This is a genomic window from Cronobacter dublinensis subsp. dublinensis LMG 23823 (assembly GCF_001277235.1).
Taxonomy (GTDB): domain Bacteria; phylum Pseudomonadota; class Gammaproteobacteria; order Enterobacterales; family Enterobacteriaceae; genus Cronobacter; species Cronobacter dublinensis.
On sequence record NZ_CP012266.1, the window covers coordinates 3,779,163 to 3,795,159 of the forward strand.

Here is a 15,997-nt window from a genome sequence, read left to right on the forward strand (position 1 = left end):
TTCTCTCCTTAACGGCGCACGCCGGAGGCCGCGGCGCGTTCCAGCACCACCTGCGCATGGTTGATAATCGGCGCGTCAATCATCTTGCCGTTGAGCGACACCACACCCAGCCCGTTGCGCTCGCCCTCTTCGGCAGCGGCAATCACGCGGCGGGCGTAATCCACTTCGTCTTGTGTTGGCGCGTAGGCGTTATGCAGCAGATCTATCTGGCGCGGGTTTATCAGCGATTTGCCGTTAAAGCCCATCTTGCGGATAAGCTCGACCTCTTTTAAGAAACCCGCTTCGTCATTGACGTCAGACCACACCACGTCGAACGCATCTATCCCGGCGGCGCGCGCCGCATGGAGCACCGCGCAGCGGGCATAGAAGAGTTCGGTGCCGTCGCCGCGCTCGGTCTGCATATCCATCACGTAGTCGAACGCCGCGAGCGCAATGCCGATAAGCCGCGGCGAGCTGCGGGCGATCGCCACCGCGTTGATAACGCCCACCGCCGACTCAATGGCCGCCATGATGCGCGTCGAGCCCGGCGCACGCCCGCATTCGCGCTCGATGCGCGCCAGATGACCTTCCAGCTCGTCGATATCGTCCGGGGAGTCGGTTTTCGGCAGGCGGATCACGTCCACGCCTGCGCGCACCGCCGCGTCGAGATCCGCCAGCCCGAACGGCGTGCTGAGCGGATTAATACGCACCACGGTTTCAATCTCCCGGTACATCGGATGTTGCAGGGCGTGGAAGACCAACAGGCGCGCAGTGTCTTTTTCGCGCAGCGCCACGGCGTCTTCGAGATCGAACATGATGGAATCGGGGCGGTAGATAAACGCGGTGGAGAGCATGGCGGCGTTAGCGCCGGGTAAAAACAGCATACTGCGGCGAAGTTTGCTCATTTGAGTGCCTCCCAGCGCAGCGGCTGCGCCTCACAGGCGCGCAGAATGGCGCTTTGCAGCCGGGCGCGGATCACGCAGTCGAGCGCGCCTTTATCCTCAATAATCACCAGTCCTTCGTCTACGTCCATCGCCGCGAGCGTCTCTTGCACTACGCGGCGGATCTGGTCGCCGAACTGCTTTATCACATCGCTGTAGATTTCAATCTCCAGCTCGCCCGCCGCCGGGGCGATTTTTACCATCAGGTCGCTGGACTCGGCGGTCCCCGCCAGCGCCTCCTTGACTATCTTCATTACGGTTGTCCTGTCAGAGAAGAATTCATGCCACTTCGGCGCGATAACTTTGCGCAAGAAGGGTCCAGGTGCTTTCCGGCACCCGTTCGCGAATCGAAGCAAAGCGCTGCGCCCTGAGCAGGCGGCGCACTTCGGACGCGGAGATAGCCTCGCCCGCCGCGTGGCTGAGGCGTGGAATTTCGATAACGTCCACCGGCGCGGCGCTCATGGGCGCGCGCTCAAGCCACGCGTGCATCGCCTGGTTATAGGCGCGCGTGACCGGGCAGAACGGCTCGCTGCCGACGAAGCGCTGCGTAATCCCGAGCGCAGGCGCGATATAACGGCGGAAAATCTGTAAATCCAGCCCGCTCCAGGCCTTATCCACCAGCCCGCGCTCCTTGAGGAAATAGCCCGGAAAGGTGGCGCGGGAAATCAGATACGCCGAGCCTTCGTGCACGGTCACGTTCGGCAGATGCGCGACGCCCGCCCGCACCATCGCGAGCCGTTCGCGGTAAGGGAAAAACGACGCCTCTTCGCGCACCACAAAAAGATGCAGCCAGTCGCTCTCTCTTGCCGCCTGTTCGGCCAGAAAGCGGTGGCCGAGCGTAAACGGGTTGGCGTTCATCACGACCGCGCCGATGCGCTCGCCGTGCTGTTTCAGTCTGCCAAGCTGCTGGCAGTAACGGCGAATGCAGGAGGGTGTGTTTTCAAGAAGCGCGGCGATATCGTCGCACTGGGCGAGCGGCCAGAAACCGCAGCGCCGGAAGCGCTCCAGGTGGTACGGACGTGTGCAGAGGAACAGATGAAAGTGCCCGAGGCTCATCGCCAGGTTTTCGACCTCCACCAGCAGCCGCGCGCTGAGGTTTTCGCCGCGCCAGCGCTCATCCACCGCCACGCCTTTGATGACGTTGCCCGCAAGCCCGGCGCAGCCCGCGATGCCGCCCTGGGCGAGCGCGATAACGACATGCGTGACGTCTTCATCCATCCCCAGCTGATGGCTGGCGAGAAACGCGGCGACGCGCGCTTTTTCCTGCGGCTGGCGGGCAAGCGCCACGGTAACCAGTTCCAGAGTGCTCATACGTCCGTCCGGCGTCGTTTAGTGGGCGGGCGCCGGTTGCGCGACAGGCGCTTCGGCGATCACATTGCACAGATGGCCGATCCGCTCGATCTCCACCTCGATTTTGTCGCCCGGCTTCATAAACAGCGGCGGCGTGCGTTTTTTACCGACCCCGCCTGGCGATCCGGTGATGATCACATCGCCCGCGCTTAAGCGGGTGAAGGTGCTGATATATTCGATAAGCTCCGCCACGCCATGGATCATGCTGCGGGTGTTGTCATCCTGCACCATGCGCCCGTTAAGCCAGGTGCGGATGGCGAGCTGGTGCGGATCGGGAATTTCATCGGCGGTGGTCATCCACGGGCCGAACGCGCCGGTCTGCCGCCAGTTTTTGCCCGCCGTAAACCAGGTGTGCTGCCAGTCGCGCGCCGAGCCGTCCATGTAGCAGCTGTAGCCCGCCACGTGCGAAAGCGCCGCCTCGCGGGCGATGTTCTCGCCGCCGCGCCCGATAATCACCGCCAGCTCCCCTTCGTAATCGAACTCGCTGGAGTGGCGCGGTTTGAGCACCGGCGCGTTGTGGCCGGTCTGGGAATCCGGGAAGCGGACAAACAGCGTCGGCGCCGGGTTGTGCTGGTCAAACTCTTTGCGTTTCTCGGCGTAATTCATGCCCACGCAGAGGATTTTCTCCGGCTGTTCGATTACCGGCAAAAACGTCACGTCGCAAAGCGCGATATCGGCGGGCGCGGCGGCGTAGCGGCGCGCGTTGTCCAGCGCGTCCTGCGCCAGCAGCGTTTTGAGATCCGCATAATCCGCCCCGAGACGGGAGCCCAGATCCACTACACCTTTATCCGTGACAATGCCGTAGCTGCGGCGGCCCTGATGGAGATAACTCGCAAGTTTCATAACAGCATATCCTGATGATTAAACAAGAAAATTGCCCAGTACCAGCAGGGAGAGCGAGACGTTAATCGCGCCGCCGATGCGAGTGGCTATCTGAGCGAAAGGCATTAAGGTCATGCGGTTGCCCGCAGTGAGAATGGCGACGTCGCCGGTGCCGCCCTGCCCGCTCTGGCAGCAGGAGACGATGGCGACATCAATCGGGTGCATACCGATTTTCTTGCCGACGAAAAAGCCCGTCGCCACCAGCGCCGACACGGTGCTGACAATCACCAGCAGGTTATTAAGCGTAAAAGCGTGCATCAGCTCTTCCCACGGGGTGATCGCCACGCCGACGGCGAAGAGGATCGGGTAGGTCACTGAGGTCTGGAAGAATTTGTAGACCACCTGCGAGCCTTCGAGCAGGCGCGGGGAGACGCCGTGCGCCAGCTTGATAAAGACCGCGATAAACAGCATGCCCACCGGCGCGGGCAGGCCAATCAGCTTGTGGCCGAGCATACCGAGCATGTAGAGCAGCACCGCCAGCAGCGCGCCGGAGGCGATAGTGGTGACGTCTGCCTTGCCGCTAAAGGCGGTGGTCAGCGTCTGGGTTTGCGGTTTGTCGCCGCGATCCGGCATCAGTTCGCCTTCGCCGGTCAGGTGCGGGTAGCGTTTGCCGAGCTGGTTAAGGCAGCCGGCAATAATGATGGCGGTGAGGCTGCCGAGCATGACGATAGGCAGCACGCGGCCCAGCGCCACGCCCTGATCCATATGCAGCAGCGTCGCGTAACCGATGGAAAGCGGGATAGCCCCTTCGCCCACGCCGCCCGCCATGATAGGCAGGATCAGGAAGAAGAAAATCTGGAACGGCTCCATGCCGAGCGCGATACCGACGCCCATGCCCACCAGCATGCCGACGATTTCACCGCACAGCATCGGGAAGAAAATACGCAGAAACCCCTGGATAAGCGTGGTGCGGTTCATGCTCATGATGCTGCCGACGATAATGCAGCAGATGTAGAGATAGAGAATGTTGGTGGATTTATAGAATTTGGTGGTGGACTCCACGACGACATCCGGCAGCCAGCCGTAATAGACCAGCGCGGAAGGAATGAAAGTGGCGCAAATCGCCGCCGCGCCCATTTTCCCGACAACAGGCAGGCGTTTGCCGAACTCGCCGCAGGCGAAGCCGAAGAACGCCAGCGTCGCGACCATCACCACGATGTCGCTCGGCAGCTTGCCGCCGAGGCAGTCAATGGCGATAAGCGCGCCGGAGAGGATAAACAGCGGCAATGGAACAATCCCGACTTTCCAGGTATCCATGATATGCCACCACTTTTCTTTCAGTGATATTTGCTTCGTTGCAGACGGGTTGTGGGGTACAACGTAAGAATCATCGGTTGTGCTCATTTAATTAAGCTCCGTAGTTATATTTCCCGTTAAGCCTAAAAGAGGTTACCCTTACAATTTGTGAGGAAGGCCGGATAGACACCGGTAATTTAATGGCACCTATGGTGTTTATGGTTTTAATTAACACGATGTGATCCACGCTCAATTTACGGGCATGGTTTTTATGGCGTTTATTCCGTGCGCGTCATTTTCAGCATAAAAACCGAATGCGGATAAACAGTTACCCGCGCGCGCCGTGCCCTGTGCAGGGGATCACAAGTTTCAGGCGCCGTTCCGCTAAGCGCCTGAAAAAATGATACAGTTCTCTACTGTTTGCATTCCGGCGCGCTAATGAATGATGAAGTTTTCCTTTCGCATTAAGTTATTTATTCATCTCATCATATTCTTCTCCGTATTGTTTACGGCGCTCGGCGTTTATTATTATCTCGACGTCAGCCGCCAGCTTTATCAGGAGATGAGCAGCCGCGCGAGAATACAGGCGGAAGAGATTTCTCTCATTCCGTCATTACGTGAAGCAGTACGAGAACGTAATATTCCGGCGATTAATGCCTTTATGACCGGTATGGCGCGCCACAGCGACGCCAGCTTTATGGTTATTGGCGATAAGAAAGGCCTGCACCTGTTTCATTCCGTGTTTCATGACCGCATCGGCACGCCGCTGATTGGCGGCGATAATCAGGATGTTCTCGAAGGAAAAACCATTACCAGCATTCGCCGGGGCGGGCTTGGGATATCGCTGCGCAGCAAAGCGCCGATTTTTGATGAGCAGGGCAACGTCATCGGCATTGTGTCGGTCGGCTATCTGACCAGCTATCTCGATACGATTACGCTTGGCAAAGTGGTGAATATCCTGATTGGCGCGCTGCTACTGCTGCTGGCGCTGTTTATCTTTTCGTGGTTCTTCACCCGCAGCATTAAAAAACAGATGTTTTTTCTGGAGCCGCGAGAAATCGGACTGCTGGTGCGCCAGCAAAAGGCGCTGATGGAATCCATCTACGAAGGCGTTATCGCCATCGACGAGCAGTCGCGCATCGCGGTAATCAACCGCGCCGCCAAGCGACTGCTGGGGCTGAATCTCTCCTCGCGCGCGCTGCGCGGACAGCCGCTGGAGACGGTGATTAATCCGGTCTCTTTTTTCTCGCCGCAGGTGATGCTGGAAAACGACACGCACGATGAGATTTGCGTCTTCAACCATGTCACGGTGATCGCAAGCCGGGTGCGCATTCTGCTGGAAGGCGAGCTTCAGGGCTGGGTTATCACCTTTCGCGACCGTAAGGATATCGACAGCCTGAGCGTGCAGCTAAGCCAGGTGAAACGCTACGCGGACAACCTGCGCATTCTGCGCCACGAGCAGCTCAACCGGATGTCGACGCTCGCCGGGCTGCTGCATCTTGGGCATTACGATCAGGCGCTGAGCTATATCCAGGCCCAGACCGAGCACACGCAGGAGCTGCTCGATTTTATCTCCGGGCGGTTCCACTCCCCCACGCTTTGCGGGCTGCTTATCGGCAAATGCGCCAGAGCGCGGGAGAAAGGCGTGACGCTGACCTTCGACCCGGCCTGCGAGATGACGCGCGCGTTCCGTGGGCTTGGCGAGGCGGAGCTGATTTCGGTTATCGGCAATCTGCTGGATAACGCGATTGAAGCCACGCAACGCGCCGAAGGGCCGCACGATCCGGTCGAAGTGTTGATCCGCCTGAATGAGCGGGAGCTGATTATCGAAGTGGCGGATCGCGGCGTCGGGATCGCGCCTGCGCTTCGCGACAGGATCTTCGATCCGGGGTTTACCACCAAGCGCCGCGGCGATCACGGGATCGGCCTGCATCTTATCGCCAGCTATGTGAAGCTCGCGGGCGGCACGCTGGAAGTGTCCGCCAATACGCCGCGCGGCACGATTTTCTCACTTTTTATTCCTGACGCGCCCGACACTCGTCCGGCCCAACCGCAGGGAGAACCTGACTATGCCACCTGAGATGACCGACGTACTGATTGTGGAAGATGAAAACCAGCTGGCGGCGCTGCATGCCGAAATGGTCAGACAGCACCCGCATTTGCGGCTGGTGGGTATGGCGACGACGCTCGCCGACGCCGAGCGGCAGATCCGCGACAAGCGCCCGCATCTGGTGCTGCTTGATAACTATCTGCCGGACGGGAAAGGCATCACGCTGACGGAGAGCCTGACGCTCAAGAACAGCGCCTGTTCGGTGATTTTTATTACCGCCGCGAGCGATATGGATACCTGTAGCCAGGCGATTCGCAACGGCGCGTTCGATTATTTATTAAAGCCGGTGTCGTGGAAGCGCCTGAGCCATTCACTGGAGCGCTTTGTGCAGTTTCGCGAGCAGCAGCGGGTGTGGAAGATTGTGGATCAGCAGAACGTGGATTCGCTCTATCAGTTGCAGGCGCGCAGCTTCCGGCCGGACTCCGGCGCGAAGGGCATCGAGGAGAATACGCTCACGCTGGTGCAGCGGCTCTTTACCGGACGCGGCGAGCAGATTTTTTCGGTCGATGATGTGGTCAGCGCGACAGGCTTAAGTAAAACCACCACGCGGCGGTATCTGGAGCATTGCGTGGAGAGCGGTTTTTTGAAGGTGGAGATGTTGTACGGCAAGATTGGCCATCCGCGGCGGCTGTACCGCCGGGCAGAGGGAGAAGCGTGATATTACGGCGGGCGTTTTACGGCGGTGCTTTACGGCGGGTGCGCTGCGCTTACCCGCCTACATTTCAGGCATTGTTTATCGTAGGGCGGGTAAGCGAAGCGCACCCGCCAGCGTCAAATAAAACCTCCGCCAGCCGTTATCCCGCCCGGCCACGCGTTACTCGCGCAACATATACCCGTATAACCGCTTGATGCCATCCGGATCGGTCTGGCTGTAAACCCCCTGCAACTCCGGCGAAAAGCCCGGTAACAGGTTCACGCCCTCTTCCAGCGCCAGGAAATAACGCAGCGCTGCGCCGCCCCAGACTTCGCCTGGCACCACGCACAACACGCCCGGCGGGTACGGCAGCGCGCCCTCCGCCGCCACGCGCCCTTCGGCCTCGCTAAGGCGCACCAACTCTGCGTTGCCGCGAATATACTCGATGTTCGCCTGCTGCGGGTTCATCACGACCTGCGGCAGCCCGGCCTTGCGGAACATCTCGCGCTGTAATGCCTTCGCGTCAAAGCTCACATACAGGTTATGCATCTCCTGGCAAAGCGCGCGCAGGGTGTAGCCTTTATAACGTACCGGGTATTTCTGACAGATGGTCGGCAGCACATCGGCAAGCGGCGTATCGTCTTCGATATGCTGCTCAAAGCGCGCCAGCATCGCGACCAGATGCGCCATTTTTTGCGCGCTCTCGGCGGGCGTCAGCAGAAACAGGATCGAGTTGAGATCCGCCTTTTCCGGCACGATGCCGTTTTCACGCAGGTAATGCGCGAGGATCGCCGCCGGCACGCCGAAATCGCTGTACTCGCCGGTTTCTGCGTCAATGCCGGGCGTGGTGAGCAGCAGCTTGCACGGGTCGACGAAATATTGCTCGCGCGCGTAACCGGCAAAGCCGTGCCACGCCGCGCCCGGCTCAAAGCTGAAAAAGCGCCGCTCGCGGGCGATGGCGTTGGTCGGGTGATCCTGCCAGGGCCGCCCTGCTACCGTATCCGGAATAAACGGTTTGATCATCCGGCAGTTGGCGATGATCGCTTTGCGCGCCTCGATGCCAAGCTCCACACAGTCGGCCCACAGCCGCTTGCCGCTCTCGCCTTCGTGGATTTTCGCGTTGACGTCCAGCGCCGCGAACAGCGGATAAAAGGGGCTGGTGGAGGCGTGCAGCATGAAGGCGTTATTGAGCCGCTTGTGCGGGCAAAAGCGCGCCTGACCACGAATATGGTTATCTTTTTTGTGGATCTGCGAGGTCTGCGAGAACCCGGCCTGCTGCTTGTGCACCGACTGGGTGACGAAAATCCCCGGATCGTTTTCGTTAAGCTCCAGCAGCAGCGGCGAGCAGTCGGCCATCATCGGGATAAACTGCTCATAGCCGACCCACGCGGAGTCAAACAGGATGTAGTCGCACAGGTGGCCGATTTTATCCACCACCTGACGGGCGTTATAAACGGTGCCGTCGTAGGTGCCAAGCTGAATGACCGCCAGCCGGAACGGACGCGTCTCCTGCGCGCGCGACGGGGCCACTTCGGCAATCAGCGCGCGCAGATAATCTTCCTCAAAACAGCGCTCGTCGATCCCGCCGATAAACCCGAACGGGTTGCGCGCCGCTTCGAGATAGACCGGCGTCGCGCCCGCCTGAATAAGCGCGCCGTGGTGGTTGGATTTATGGTTATTGCGATCGAACAGCACCAGATCGCCCTGCGTCAGCAGCGCGTTGGTCACCACTTTATTGGCCGCCGAGGTGCCGTTAAGCACGAAATAGGTTTTATCGGCGTGAAATACCTTCGCGGCGAACTTCTGCGCGTGCTTGGCGGAGCCTTCGTGGATCAGCAAATCGCCAAGTTTCACATCCGCGTTGCACATGTCGGCGCGAAACACGTTTTCGCCAAAGAAATCGTAAAACTGCCTGCCCGCCGGATGCTTTCTGAAGAACTCACCGTGCTGGTGGCCGGGGCATGCAAAGGTGCTGTTTTGCATCTCCACATACTGTGTGAGTGTGTCGAAAAACGGCGGTAGCAGGTTTTCTTCATAGGCCAGCGCTGCGGTTTCGAGCGCCAGAAACCCCTGCGCGCTGCCTGTGAGCGTGCCGCTGACCGGCAGCGCGCAGGTTTCCCCCTCCTGCAAATAAACAAAAACCGGCAGGTTAAACCCGGTGCGCGCGAGCAGCGCGAGGATACCGCTGCGAGTGTCAGGCACGCTGAGCACGACGGCGGCCACGTCGGTAAAATCGGTGCTGTCGAGCGTCACCACGTCGCGGGAGGTCGAAAGCAGAGAAGCCACGGCGTGGCTGGCGGCAATTTTTAACGATTTCATAAGCACAAAAACCCTGAGTGTCGGTGTAAGCGCCTTCGGGCACGGCAACGGGACGGAGCCCGGCGAAACGATGATGGTCTGACTGGTTCCCAGCTCCGACCGCGAGACATCAGTAAAAGCAGAGCACGCCTGATTTTACTGTTGTCCGGCAGTGAGCGTGCGACCGCCTCACCGCATGGTGGGCACAGGGAAGTATGGCGGACAGACATGACGGGCGCGCGGCATTGTGCAATGTCGCGAAGAAATGACGGCTGATAACTCACGCGCGGTCATGGCGGCACCCTGTCTGATGGAGAAAAGTCGCGCAATCATGTCACCTTACGCCACCAGCGGCAAGCCATCGCGGGCAGAAAATCGATTTTCTAATCACAATGCCAATGACGTTGATTTTTACCTTTATGATTATTAAGGTAAAAAATAAATGATTAAAATAAGTAAGCATTGTTTACGCATAATAATGCTCTTATTGCTCGCGCTTTCCCTGCTCCGGTAACGGGCTTATGCTGAGCGCGCGATGATAACCCTTAGCAGGAGCAACATGTGGTAACCGGACCTTTTATCAATGCGGCGGCGGTGCTGCTGGGCGGGCTGCTCGGCGCGGCCTTAAGCCAGCGTCTTCCCGAGCGGCTGCGCAGTTCCATGCCGTCTATTTTCGGGCTGGCGTCGCTTGGCATCGGTATTTTACTGGTGATGAAGTGCGTGAACCTGCCGGTGATGGTGCTCTCGACGCTGCTCGGCGCGCTGATAGGCGAGCTCTGCTATCTCGAAAAGGGTGTCGGCAACCTGGTGCATGGCCTGCACGGGCTGGCGCGCCGGTTACGGCCTGCGAAAAACGCGCGTCCGGCGCAGGATAATGTCGTGCAGAGCTTCGTCGCTATCATTGTGCTGTTTTGCGCGAGCGGCACCGGTATCTTCGGCGCGATGCGCGAGGGCATGACCGGCGATAACAGCGTGCTTATCGCCAAAGCGTTTCTCGATTTTTTCACCGCCACGATTTTCGCCACCACGCTCGGCGCTGCCGTGGCGGCGATTTCCGTCCCGATGCTGATTATCCAGCTGGTACTCGCCGCCAGCGCGGTGTTTATTCTGCCGCTCACCACGCCCGCGATGATGGGCGATTTCACCGCCACGGGCGGCCTGCTGCTGCTCGCGACGGGCCTGCGCATCTGCGGCATCAAGATGTTTGCGGTCGTGAATATGCTGCCCGCGCTGCTGCTTTCGATGCCGCTTTCGGCACTCTGGACGCATTTCTTCGCGTAACGCGTCAAAATGGCTATTTCGCATGCAAAGTGGCGCAGGAATGGGCGGACGGCGCAGAATTCGTGGAATTTCGTTGACGCCGAAAGATGAATCGGGTTTAATGCGCCCCGTTGCCCGGATAGCTCAGTCGGTAGAGCAGGGGATTGAAAATCCCCGTGTCCTTGGTTCGATTCCGAGTCCGGGCACCACTTATTCACAGAACCCGCCCAAAAGGCGGGTTTTTGCTTTTGGAGATCCGGACTCTCCATCGAACGCCGTTCGATTCACTCGTCGCCTCCCTGCGACTCGCCCTGCGGGCAGCGCGGCGCGCTGTGCAAAAACGCTCCCGGCGTTTTTGTCCGGTCCGGGCACCACTTATTCACAGAACCCGCCCAAAAGGCGGGTTTTTGCTTTTGGAGATTCAGACTCTCCATCGAACGCCGTTCGATTCACTCGTCGCCATTGTGCCAGGCCCCACCACCACGTCAGGGATTGGCATATTCGAGGATCTCTTCGCCCATCAGCGTACAGTCGCTGAGAAAAAGAAATCGCATCCGATATTTCCCTTTATAAATCGTTCCCCAGACCTGTAATACATCGAAATAGTGCGCGCGGTTTTCCGGGTTGCGCATTCTGGCAAGCGGCGTCACGTTATTATCAATGTCGGCGCGGTCGTCATTATCCCGATAAAAGGCCAGCAGCTTTTTAGCTTCGGTTACTGCCTGCGCTTTGCACGTCATAGCTGATTTTTTCTGCGCGGCCTGGATGTGAAAAGGCAGCGTGATTAAAACAGCTGTGATGATAACTACAAAACTCTTCATCATTATCTCTGATTGTCTTCTTGCCCCTGTCGGGGTTCCCTGTTTTCAGCCAGCCATCCTATACGGGTATGACGCTAATTAAATGCCCTGCCCCACGCGTAACAGGCCGTGGCCTGATGCTGGCCTCCCTCTGCGCGCTATCTTTTTCGCATCACTGATTGGTTTTTTCTCACCGGCAAACCGGCGTTTTCGCAAGTAACTCTGGCCACTGCGCCGCCCAGTCAGAACCATGGTTCATCCCCGGTACGACCTCAACCTGCGCGCAGCGCTCGCCTGCCGCCTGTTGAAAACGCGTCGCGACAGCGGGCGGCACCGTGTCGTCATCCGCACCGCTGAAATGCCTCTGCGGCAGGTTCGCAAGCATCACTGCCACGTCTGCCGCGCTTTGCGCATCCGGCATGGCCGAGACGCGGTGTAGCGCGTTCACGTATGCGACATCCAGGTTCCCCGCCACCGTGCGCAGCGACACCACGTCCGTACGCCTTGCCGCAAGCAGCGCGGCAATATTTCCACCGCCGGAATAGCCCACCAGCTCAATACGAGCCTGCGGGTAGCGCTGCACAATTTGGCTTAAGACCTCATCCATCGCCTGCACGATCTCCGGCGAGAAGCGTTGATCGGTCCAGAGATGAACGTTGCAGGCGGGCGGCAATGGCAGGCCGATAAACTGACACGGACGAGCCATATACAGGACATTCGCAGACGGATCCGCCGCTGCGAGCTTCAGCCCTACGGGGTTGTGCGGCGTCGGGTCGTCAGAGGGTCGCGAGCGGCTCACCCATGCAAACCCGTCACCCTCGATGTAAACGCGCAAACGCGTGACCGGCGGCGTTATGCGCTGCCAGGTACGCAGCGGTAAGCCGCGCGCAAAAAAATTTTTGCCGATGAGATCACGTTTTGTAGCCTGCGCATCGGCGTCTTCACGAAAATTTTTACCGGCACATCCGGCTAAAAATAAAGCCATACTAATCAATAGTACACCTGTAAAAGCGAGGTCATTTTTAGCCATTGTTCCTGCCCTGTACCCGTTTTATTTCACTTAAGTCCTAAAGTTCCGCCCGTCGTGCGCCGAAAATAGTTCACGACCGCTTATTGTTTTCTTTGCAAGCAAATGTATATTTCGTAGCGAAATGTAATCAGATTAATCTGAAGATAGCATATAACGGCCGTTCCCCTTAACCTGAAGCGCAGCGTCGCACGGTACATCATGAAGAAATCACGTTTTAGCCAGCAAGGCACCCTGCTGGTAGCGTTAACCTCTGCGCAAGGACTGCTGGCACCTTATGCCTTTGCAGTATCGAGCGACTATGTCATTTCCGGCCAGCAATCTGATGTTCAGATCTCAAGCTCCTATAGCCTGGTTCAGGTAACGAATACTGGTTCTGCGCTTAGCAGCGCCGGTTCGGCGCTCAGTATTGGGCAGGGCGTTGCGGTCACGTTACTTGATAACGATGGCGTCATTTCCGCTGAAGGCAACAGCCAAAATACTGACACCTATTCTTACGGCCTGAAAAACGAAGGTACGATCGATACTATCGATAACTCTGGCAGCATTAAAATGGCCTCTGCCAGCAACAATTATTATTCCGGCAGCGCGGTTAACCTGACCGAAACAAGCCAGGTAGGCACGCTTATCAACAGCGGTACGATTGAAGGCCCTGACACCTACTACAATTATGGCGGCAACTATAGCCAGGGCGGCATTACTAATAGCGGTACGCTCGGGACACTGAAGAATATTTCATCAGGCGTGATTACGGGTAGAACCGGCGTGAGTAACCTCGGCAAAATCGATCTGCTGGAAAACGCTGGCGTTATTAGTTCCACGACCACCAACACCAGCGGGTATAATTATAATAACGGCGCAATTTATAATACCGGCACGATTAATACACTGCATAATACCGGCACCATCGGCAACATCAACACTAGCACCAGTTATTATAACTCAGGCATTTTCAATACCAACACGGGCATCATTAAATCGTTAACCAATGACGGCAAAATCGCCAGTAATTATGTCGGCGTGTATAACCTGGGCCAGATTGATACGCTGACTAATAATGGTGATATCTCTGGCAATTTAGTCGGTATTTACAACGGTAACACTAACAGCAACTCTACCGCTGCCAGCACCATTATTAACAATGGTACCGTCAGTGGCAGTTACGGCTTTTATGCAACCAATTATAACTCCCAGACGACCACCACGACGCTGATTAACAACGGCACCATTACTGGCAGCACCCAGGGTGTTTACATCACCGGAAGTAATGGCGCCAGCAATGCCATTATCAATAACGGCACCATTACCGGTAAAGGCAATGCGATTTTTACCAATGGCACTAACGGCTCCGCGTTGACTATCACTAACAGCGGCATCATTGAAGGTAATATCTCCTCCAACAATGGCGCGGCACTGGAATTTATCGGCGGCACGGATAAACAGGGCGTGCTTACGGGTGTGCGTACCGTCGGCGATGACGAAACGGCGTCCAGCACGAACGGCATCGGTACGATTGCCAGCAACAGCGACGTTATCTTCCGCTCCGGCTCAATGCTGCTGAACGATAATATCAACGTTGCCAGCCTCACCACGCACAGCCTCTCAAGCGATGACAGCACCGCCACCGTCGGCACTGTGCTTAACGATGCGGCGCAGCTTCAGATTAACGCCCCGATCGCCATCACCGGCAATTACCATCAAAACGCCGGCGCGGCGCTGATCGTTGGCGTGAGCGACACAGCCTCCGCGAGCGGCGATATCGCCCAGGATACCAGCTATGGCCGCCTGAACGTCACAGGCTCTGCGACCGTGGATCAAGGCTCCAGCATATCGCTTACCCGCACCGGCAATACCTATAAGTTCGCGCCCGGCCAGCGCTATGTCGTTATCAACGCTAACAGCAACGGCACGAACTATAACGCGGACAAACTGGCTTATAAGGCAGTGGGCTATGCCGGTAAAGTCACGGGTTCAACCTATGTTGACGAGACCAACAGCGCGCTGGTCGTTCAGCTTGAAAAAGCGCCGACGCCGCCTGTGCCCGGAACGCCAACCGTCCCAGGAAACCCTACTACCCCTACCGTGCCGGGCAAACCGCCTGTGGTAGTGAAACCGCCAGTGGTTGTGAAACCGCCTGTGGCACCGGTCACCGGGCCTGAGCGAGCCACCACCTCGAACGCGACGTCGTCGCTGAATGGCCTCGCCAGTTACTCCGGCATCGCGCCACAGCTGCTTGAGCTGTACAACGCATCACTGGCGATTGAGGGCACGAAGGAAGCCAACCGCGTAGGCGAGCGTCTTTCCACCAGCCAGAACATCAACGTCAGCACGGCGAGCGGCGTGGCGACCTCCACCGCAATGGGTGTCGTCGGCAACCATCTGGATACCATCCGCAGTCCGCAAACGGCGGGCCTGAGCGGCGTGTCAACCGGTGACGGCTACAGTGACTGGATCGTCTGGGCGCAACCGTACGGCGGCTATACCCGTCAGGACAGCACCAGTGAAGTGAGCGGTTACAGCGCGAAATTTGGCGGCCTGCTGTTTGGCGCAGACCGTACCGTCGCAGAAGACTGGCGCGTGGGTGCGGCGCTGAACTACAGCAACACCTCCGTACACGGTAAAGACAACCTGACCGGCAACAACTCAACGGCGAATAACTATGGCGTGATTGGCTATGCTGGCTACTCCGGTGACCCGTGGTTTGTGAACCTGTCTGCCGCGCTGACCCGTCAGAACTACGACACCGTGCGTCGCGCAGACTTCACCGGTTTCTCCGGTACGGCCAACGGCAAGTTCAACGGCCAGTCTGTGACGCTGCAAAGCGAATTCGGCTACCCGTTCACGCTGCCTGCTGCGGTGGTGATCACCCCGATGGCGGGCCTGACTTACGGTTATCAGCACGTCGATGGCTATAAAGAGAGCGGCGGCAACGGCATGGCGCTGGACGTAGGTTCATCGCACTCGCAGTCGGTCACAAGCGATCTTGGCACTCGCATCGAGAAAGGCTTCGATACCGGTCTTGGCCGCCTGACCCCGTTCGCGCAGGTCTCCTGGATCCACCAGTATGACAACCGCCGTACGAGCAACACCGCGACCTACGCCGCCGATACCATTGGCGAGACGCAGTTCACCACCAAAGGTGCCGCGCCGGTTAAGGATATGGCGGGTCTGTCGGTCGGCAGCACGCTGTTTAACGCCAGTGACCTGAGCATTGACGCGCGTTATGACCTCCAGGCCGCCGAGCGTTACCAGGCACACACCTTCAGCCTGCGCCTGAACAAATCGTTCTAAGCGCTGACGCTGAACACTCACGGGGCCACGCGGCCCCGTTTTTTATTTCAGGCGTCCCACGTTTCGCTCTCCCGTCTCACGATACGCCCTCTCCTCTGCGGCCCGATCCCACGCGGCGCGCGTTTCATCATGAGCCCGGCCGTAATCCATCTAAAATGAATAAGATAACGTTCACCTGGCGCGCCGTCA

Annotated in this window: 12 protein-coding genes and 1 tRNA gene; 5 read left to right on the plus strand and 8 right to left on the minus strand. The window is 58.2% G+C overall.

Going from position 1 to position 15,997, the window contains the following annotated elements:
- Positions 1-8: 8 nt before the first annotated feature.
- The 5 genes from citE to AFK67_RS17490 are packed head-to-tail and all read right to left on the minus strand — an operon-like array spanning position 9 to position 4,496.
- Entirely contained in the window at positions 9-884 is an 876-nt protein-coding gene (gene citE, locus AFK67_RS17470; RefSeq protein WP_007709555.1) for a citrate (pro-3S)-lyase subunit beta, read from the minus strand.
- The gene (gene citD / locus AFK67_RS17475) at positions 881-1,174 is read right to left on the minus strand and encodes a citrate lyase acyl carrier protein (RefSeq protein WP_007709559.1); all 294 of its coding nucleotides are present in this window, start codon (positions 1,172-1,174) and stop codon (positions 881-883) included. The genes citE and citD overlap by 4 nt, the downstream gene beginning before the upstream one ends.
- A 25-nt stretch (positions 1,175-1,199) precedes the next feature.
- Positions 1,200-2,231 carry a [citrate (pro-3S)-lyase] ligase gene (gene citC, locus AFK67_RS17480; RefSeq protein WP_007709560.1) on the minus strand — a complete coding sequence of 344 codons (1,032 nt, stop codon included), beginning with the start codon at positions 2,229-2,231 and terminating at the stop codon, positions 1,200-1,202.
- 18 nt (positions 2,232-2,249) lie between these two features.
- Complete coding sequence (locus AFK67_RS17485) at positions 2,250-3,113, minus strand: fumarylacetoacetate hydrolase family protein (protein ID WP_007752387.1); 864 nt, start codon at positions 3,111-3,113, stop codon at positions 2,250-2,252.
- A gap of 18 nt (positions 3,114-3,131) precedes the next feature.
- Positions 3,132-4,496: a 2-hydroxycarboxylate transporter family protein gene (locus AFK67_RS17490; RefSeq protein ID WP_007709562.1), complete on the minus strand. Its 1,365-nt coding sequence runs from the start codon at positions 4,494-4,496 to the stop codon at positions 3,132-3,134.
- 337 nt (positions 4,497-4,833) lie between these two features.
- Between AFK67_RS17490 and AFK67_RS17495 the strand changes: the two genes are divergently transcribed.
- Both AFK67_RS17495 and AFK67_RS17500 read left to right on the plus strand, forming a co-directional pair.
- Positions 4,834-6,468: an ATP-binding protein gene (locus AFK67_RS17495; protein ID WP_038884594.1), complete on the plus strand. Its 1,635-nt coding sequence runs from the start codon at positions 4,834-4,836 to the stop codon at positions 6,466-6,468.
- The gene (locus tag AFK67_RS17500) at positions 6,458-7,156 is read left to right on the plus strand and encodes a response regulator (protein WP_007709566.1); all 699 of its coding nucleotides are present in this window, start codon (positions 6,458-6,460) and stop codon (positions 7,154-7,156) included. The genes AFK67_RS17495 and AFK67_RS17500 overlap by 11 nt, the downstream gene beginning before the upstream one ends.
- Before the next feature lie 156 nt (positions 7,157-7,312).
- Here the strand turns inward: AFK67_RS17500 and AFK67_RS17505 are convergent, their stop codons facing one another.
- Complete coding sequence (locus AFK67_RS17505) at positions 7,313-9,451, minus strand: ornithine decarboxylase (protein ID WP_007709569.1); 2,139 nt, start codon at positions 9,449-9,451, stop codon at positions 7,313-7,315.
- 540 nt (positions 9,452-9,991) lie between these two features.
- On the opposite strand from AFK67_RS17505, the gene AFK67_RS17510 reads away from it, so the two are divergent.
- Together AFK67_RS17510 and AFK67_RS17515 are read left to right on the plus strand one after the other, a co-directional pair.
- Positions 9,992-10,711: a DUF554 domain-containing protein gene (locus AFK67_RS17510; protein ID WP_007709573.1), complete on the plus strand. Its 720-nt coding sequence runs from the start codon at positions 9,992-9,994 to the stop codon at positions 10,709-10,711.
- 112 nt (positions 10,712-10,823) lie between these two features.
- Positions 10,824-10,899: transfer RNA gene (locus AFK67_RS17515), tRNA-Phe, on the plus strand.
- A 276-nt stretch (positions 10,900-11,175) separates the two neighbouring features.
- Here the strand turns inward: AFK67_RS17515 and AFK67_RS17520 are convergent.
- Positions 11,176-11,430: a hypothetical protein gene (locus AFK67_RS17520; RefSeq protein ID WP_234015077.1), complete on the minus strand. Its 255-nt coding sequence runs from the start codon at positions 11,428-11,430 to the stop codon at positions 11,176-11,178.
- A gap of 250 nt (positions 11,431-11,680) precedes the next feature.
- Entirely contained in the window at positions 11,681-12,520 is an 840-nt protein-coding gene (locus tag AFK67_RS17525) for an alpha/beta hydrolase family protein (RefSeq protein ID WP_007722862.1), read from the minus strand.
- A gap of 198 nt (positions 12,521-12,718) precedes the next feature.
- Between AFK67_RS17525 and AFK67_RS17530 the strand changes: the two genes are divergently transcribed.
- Complete coding sequence (locus AFK67_RS17530; RefSeq protein WP_007722859.1) at positions 12,719-15,808, plus strand: autotransporter outer membrane beta-barrel domain-containing protein; 3,090 nt, start codon at positions 12,719-12,721, stop codon at positions 15,806-15,808.
- The last annotated feature ends 189 nt before the right edge of the window (positions 15,809-15,997 follow it).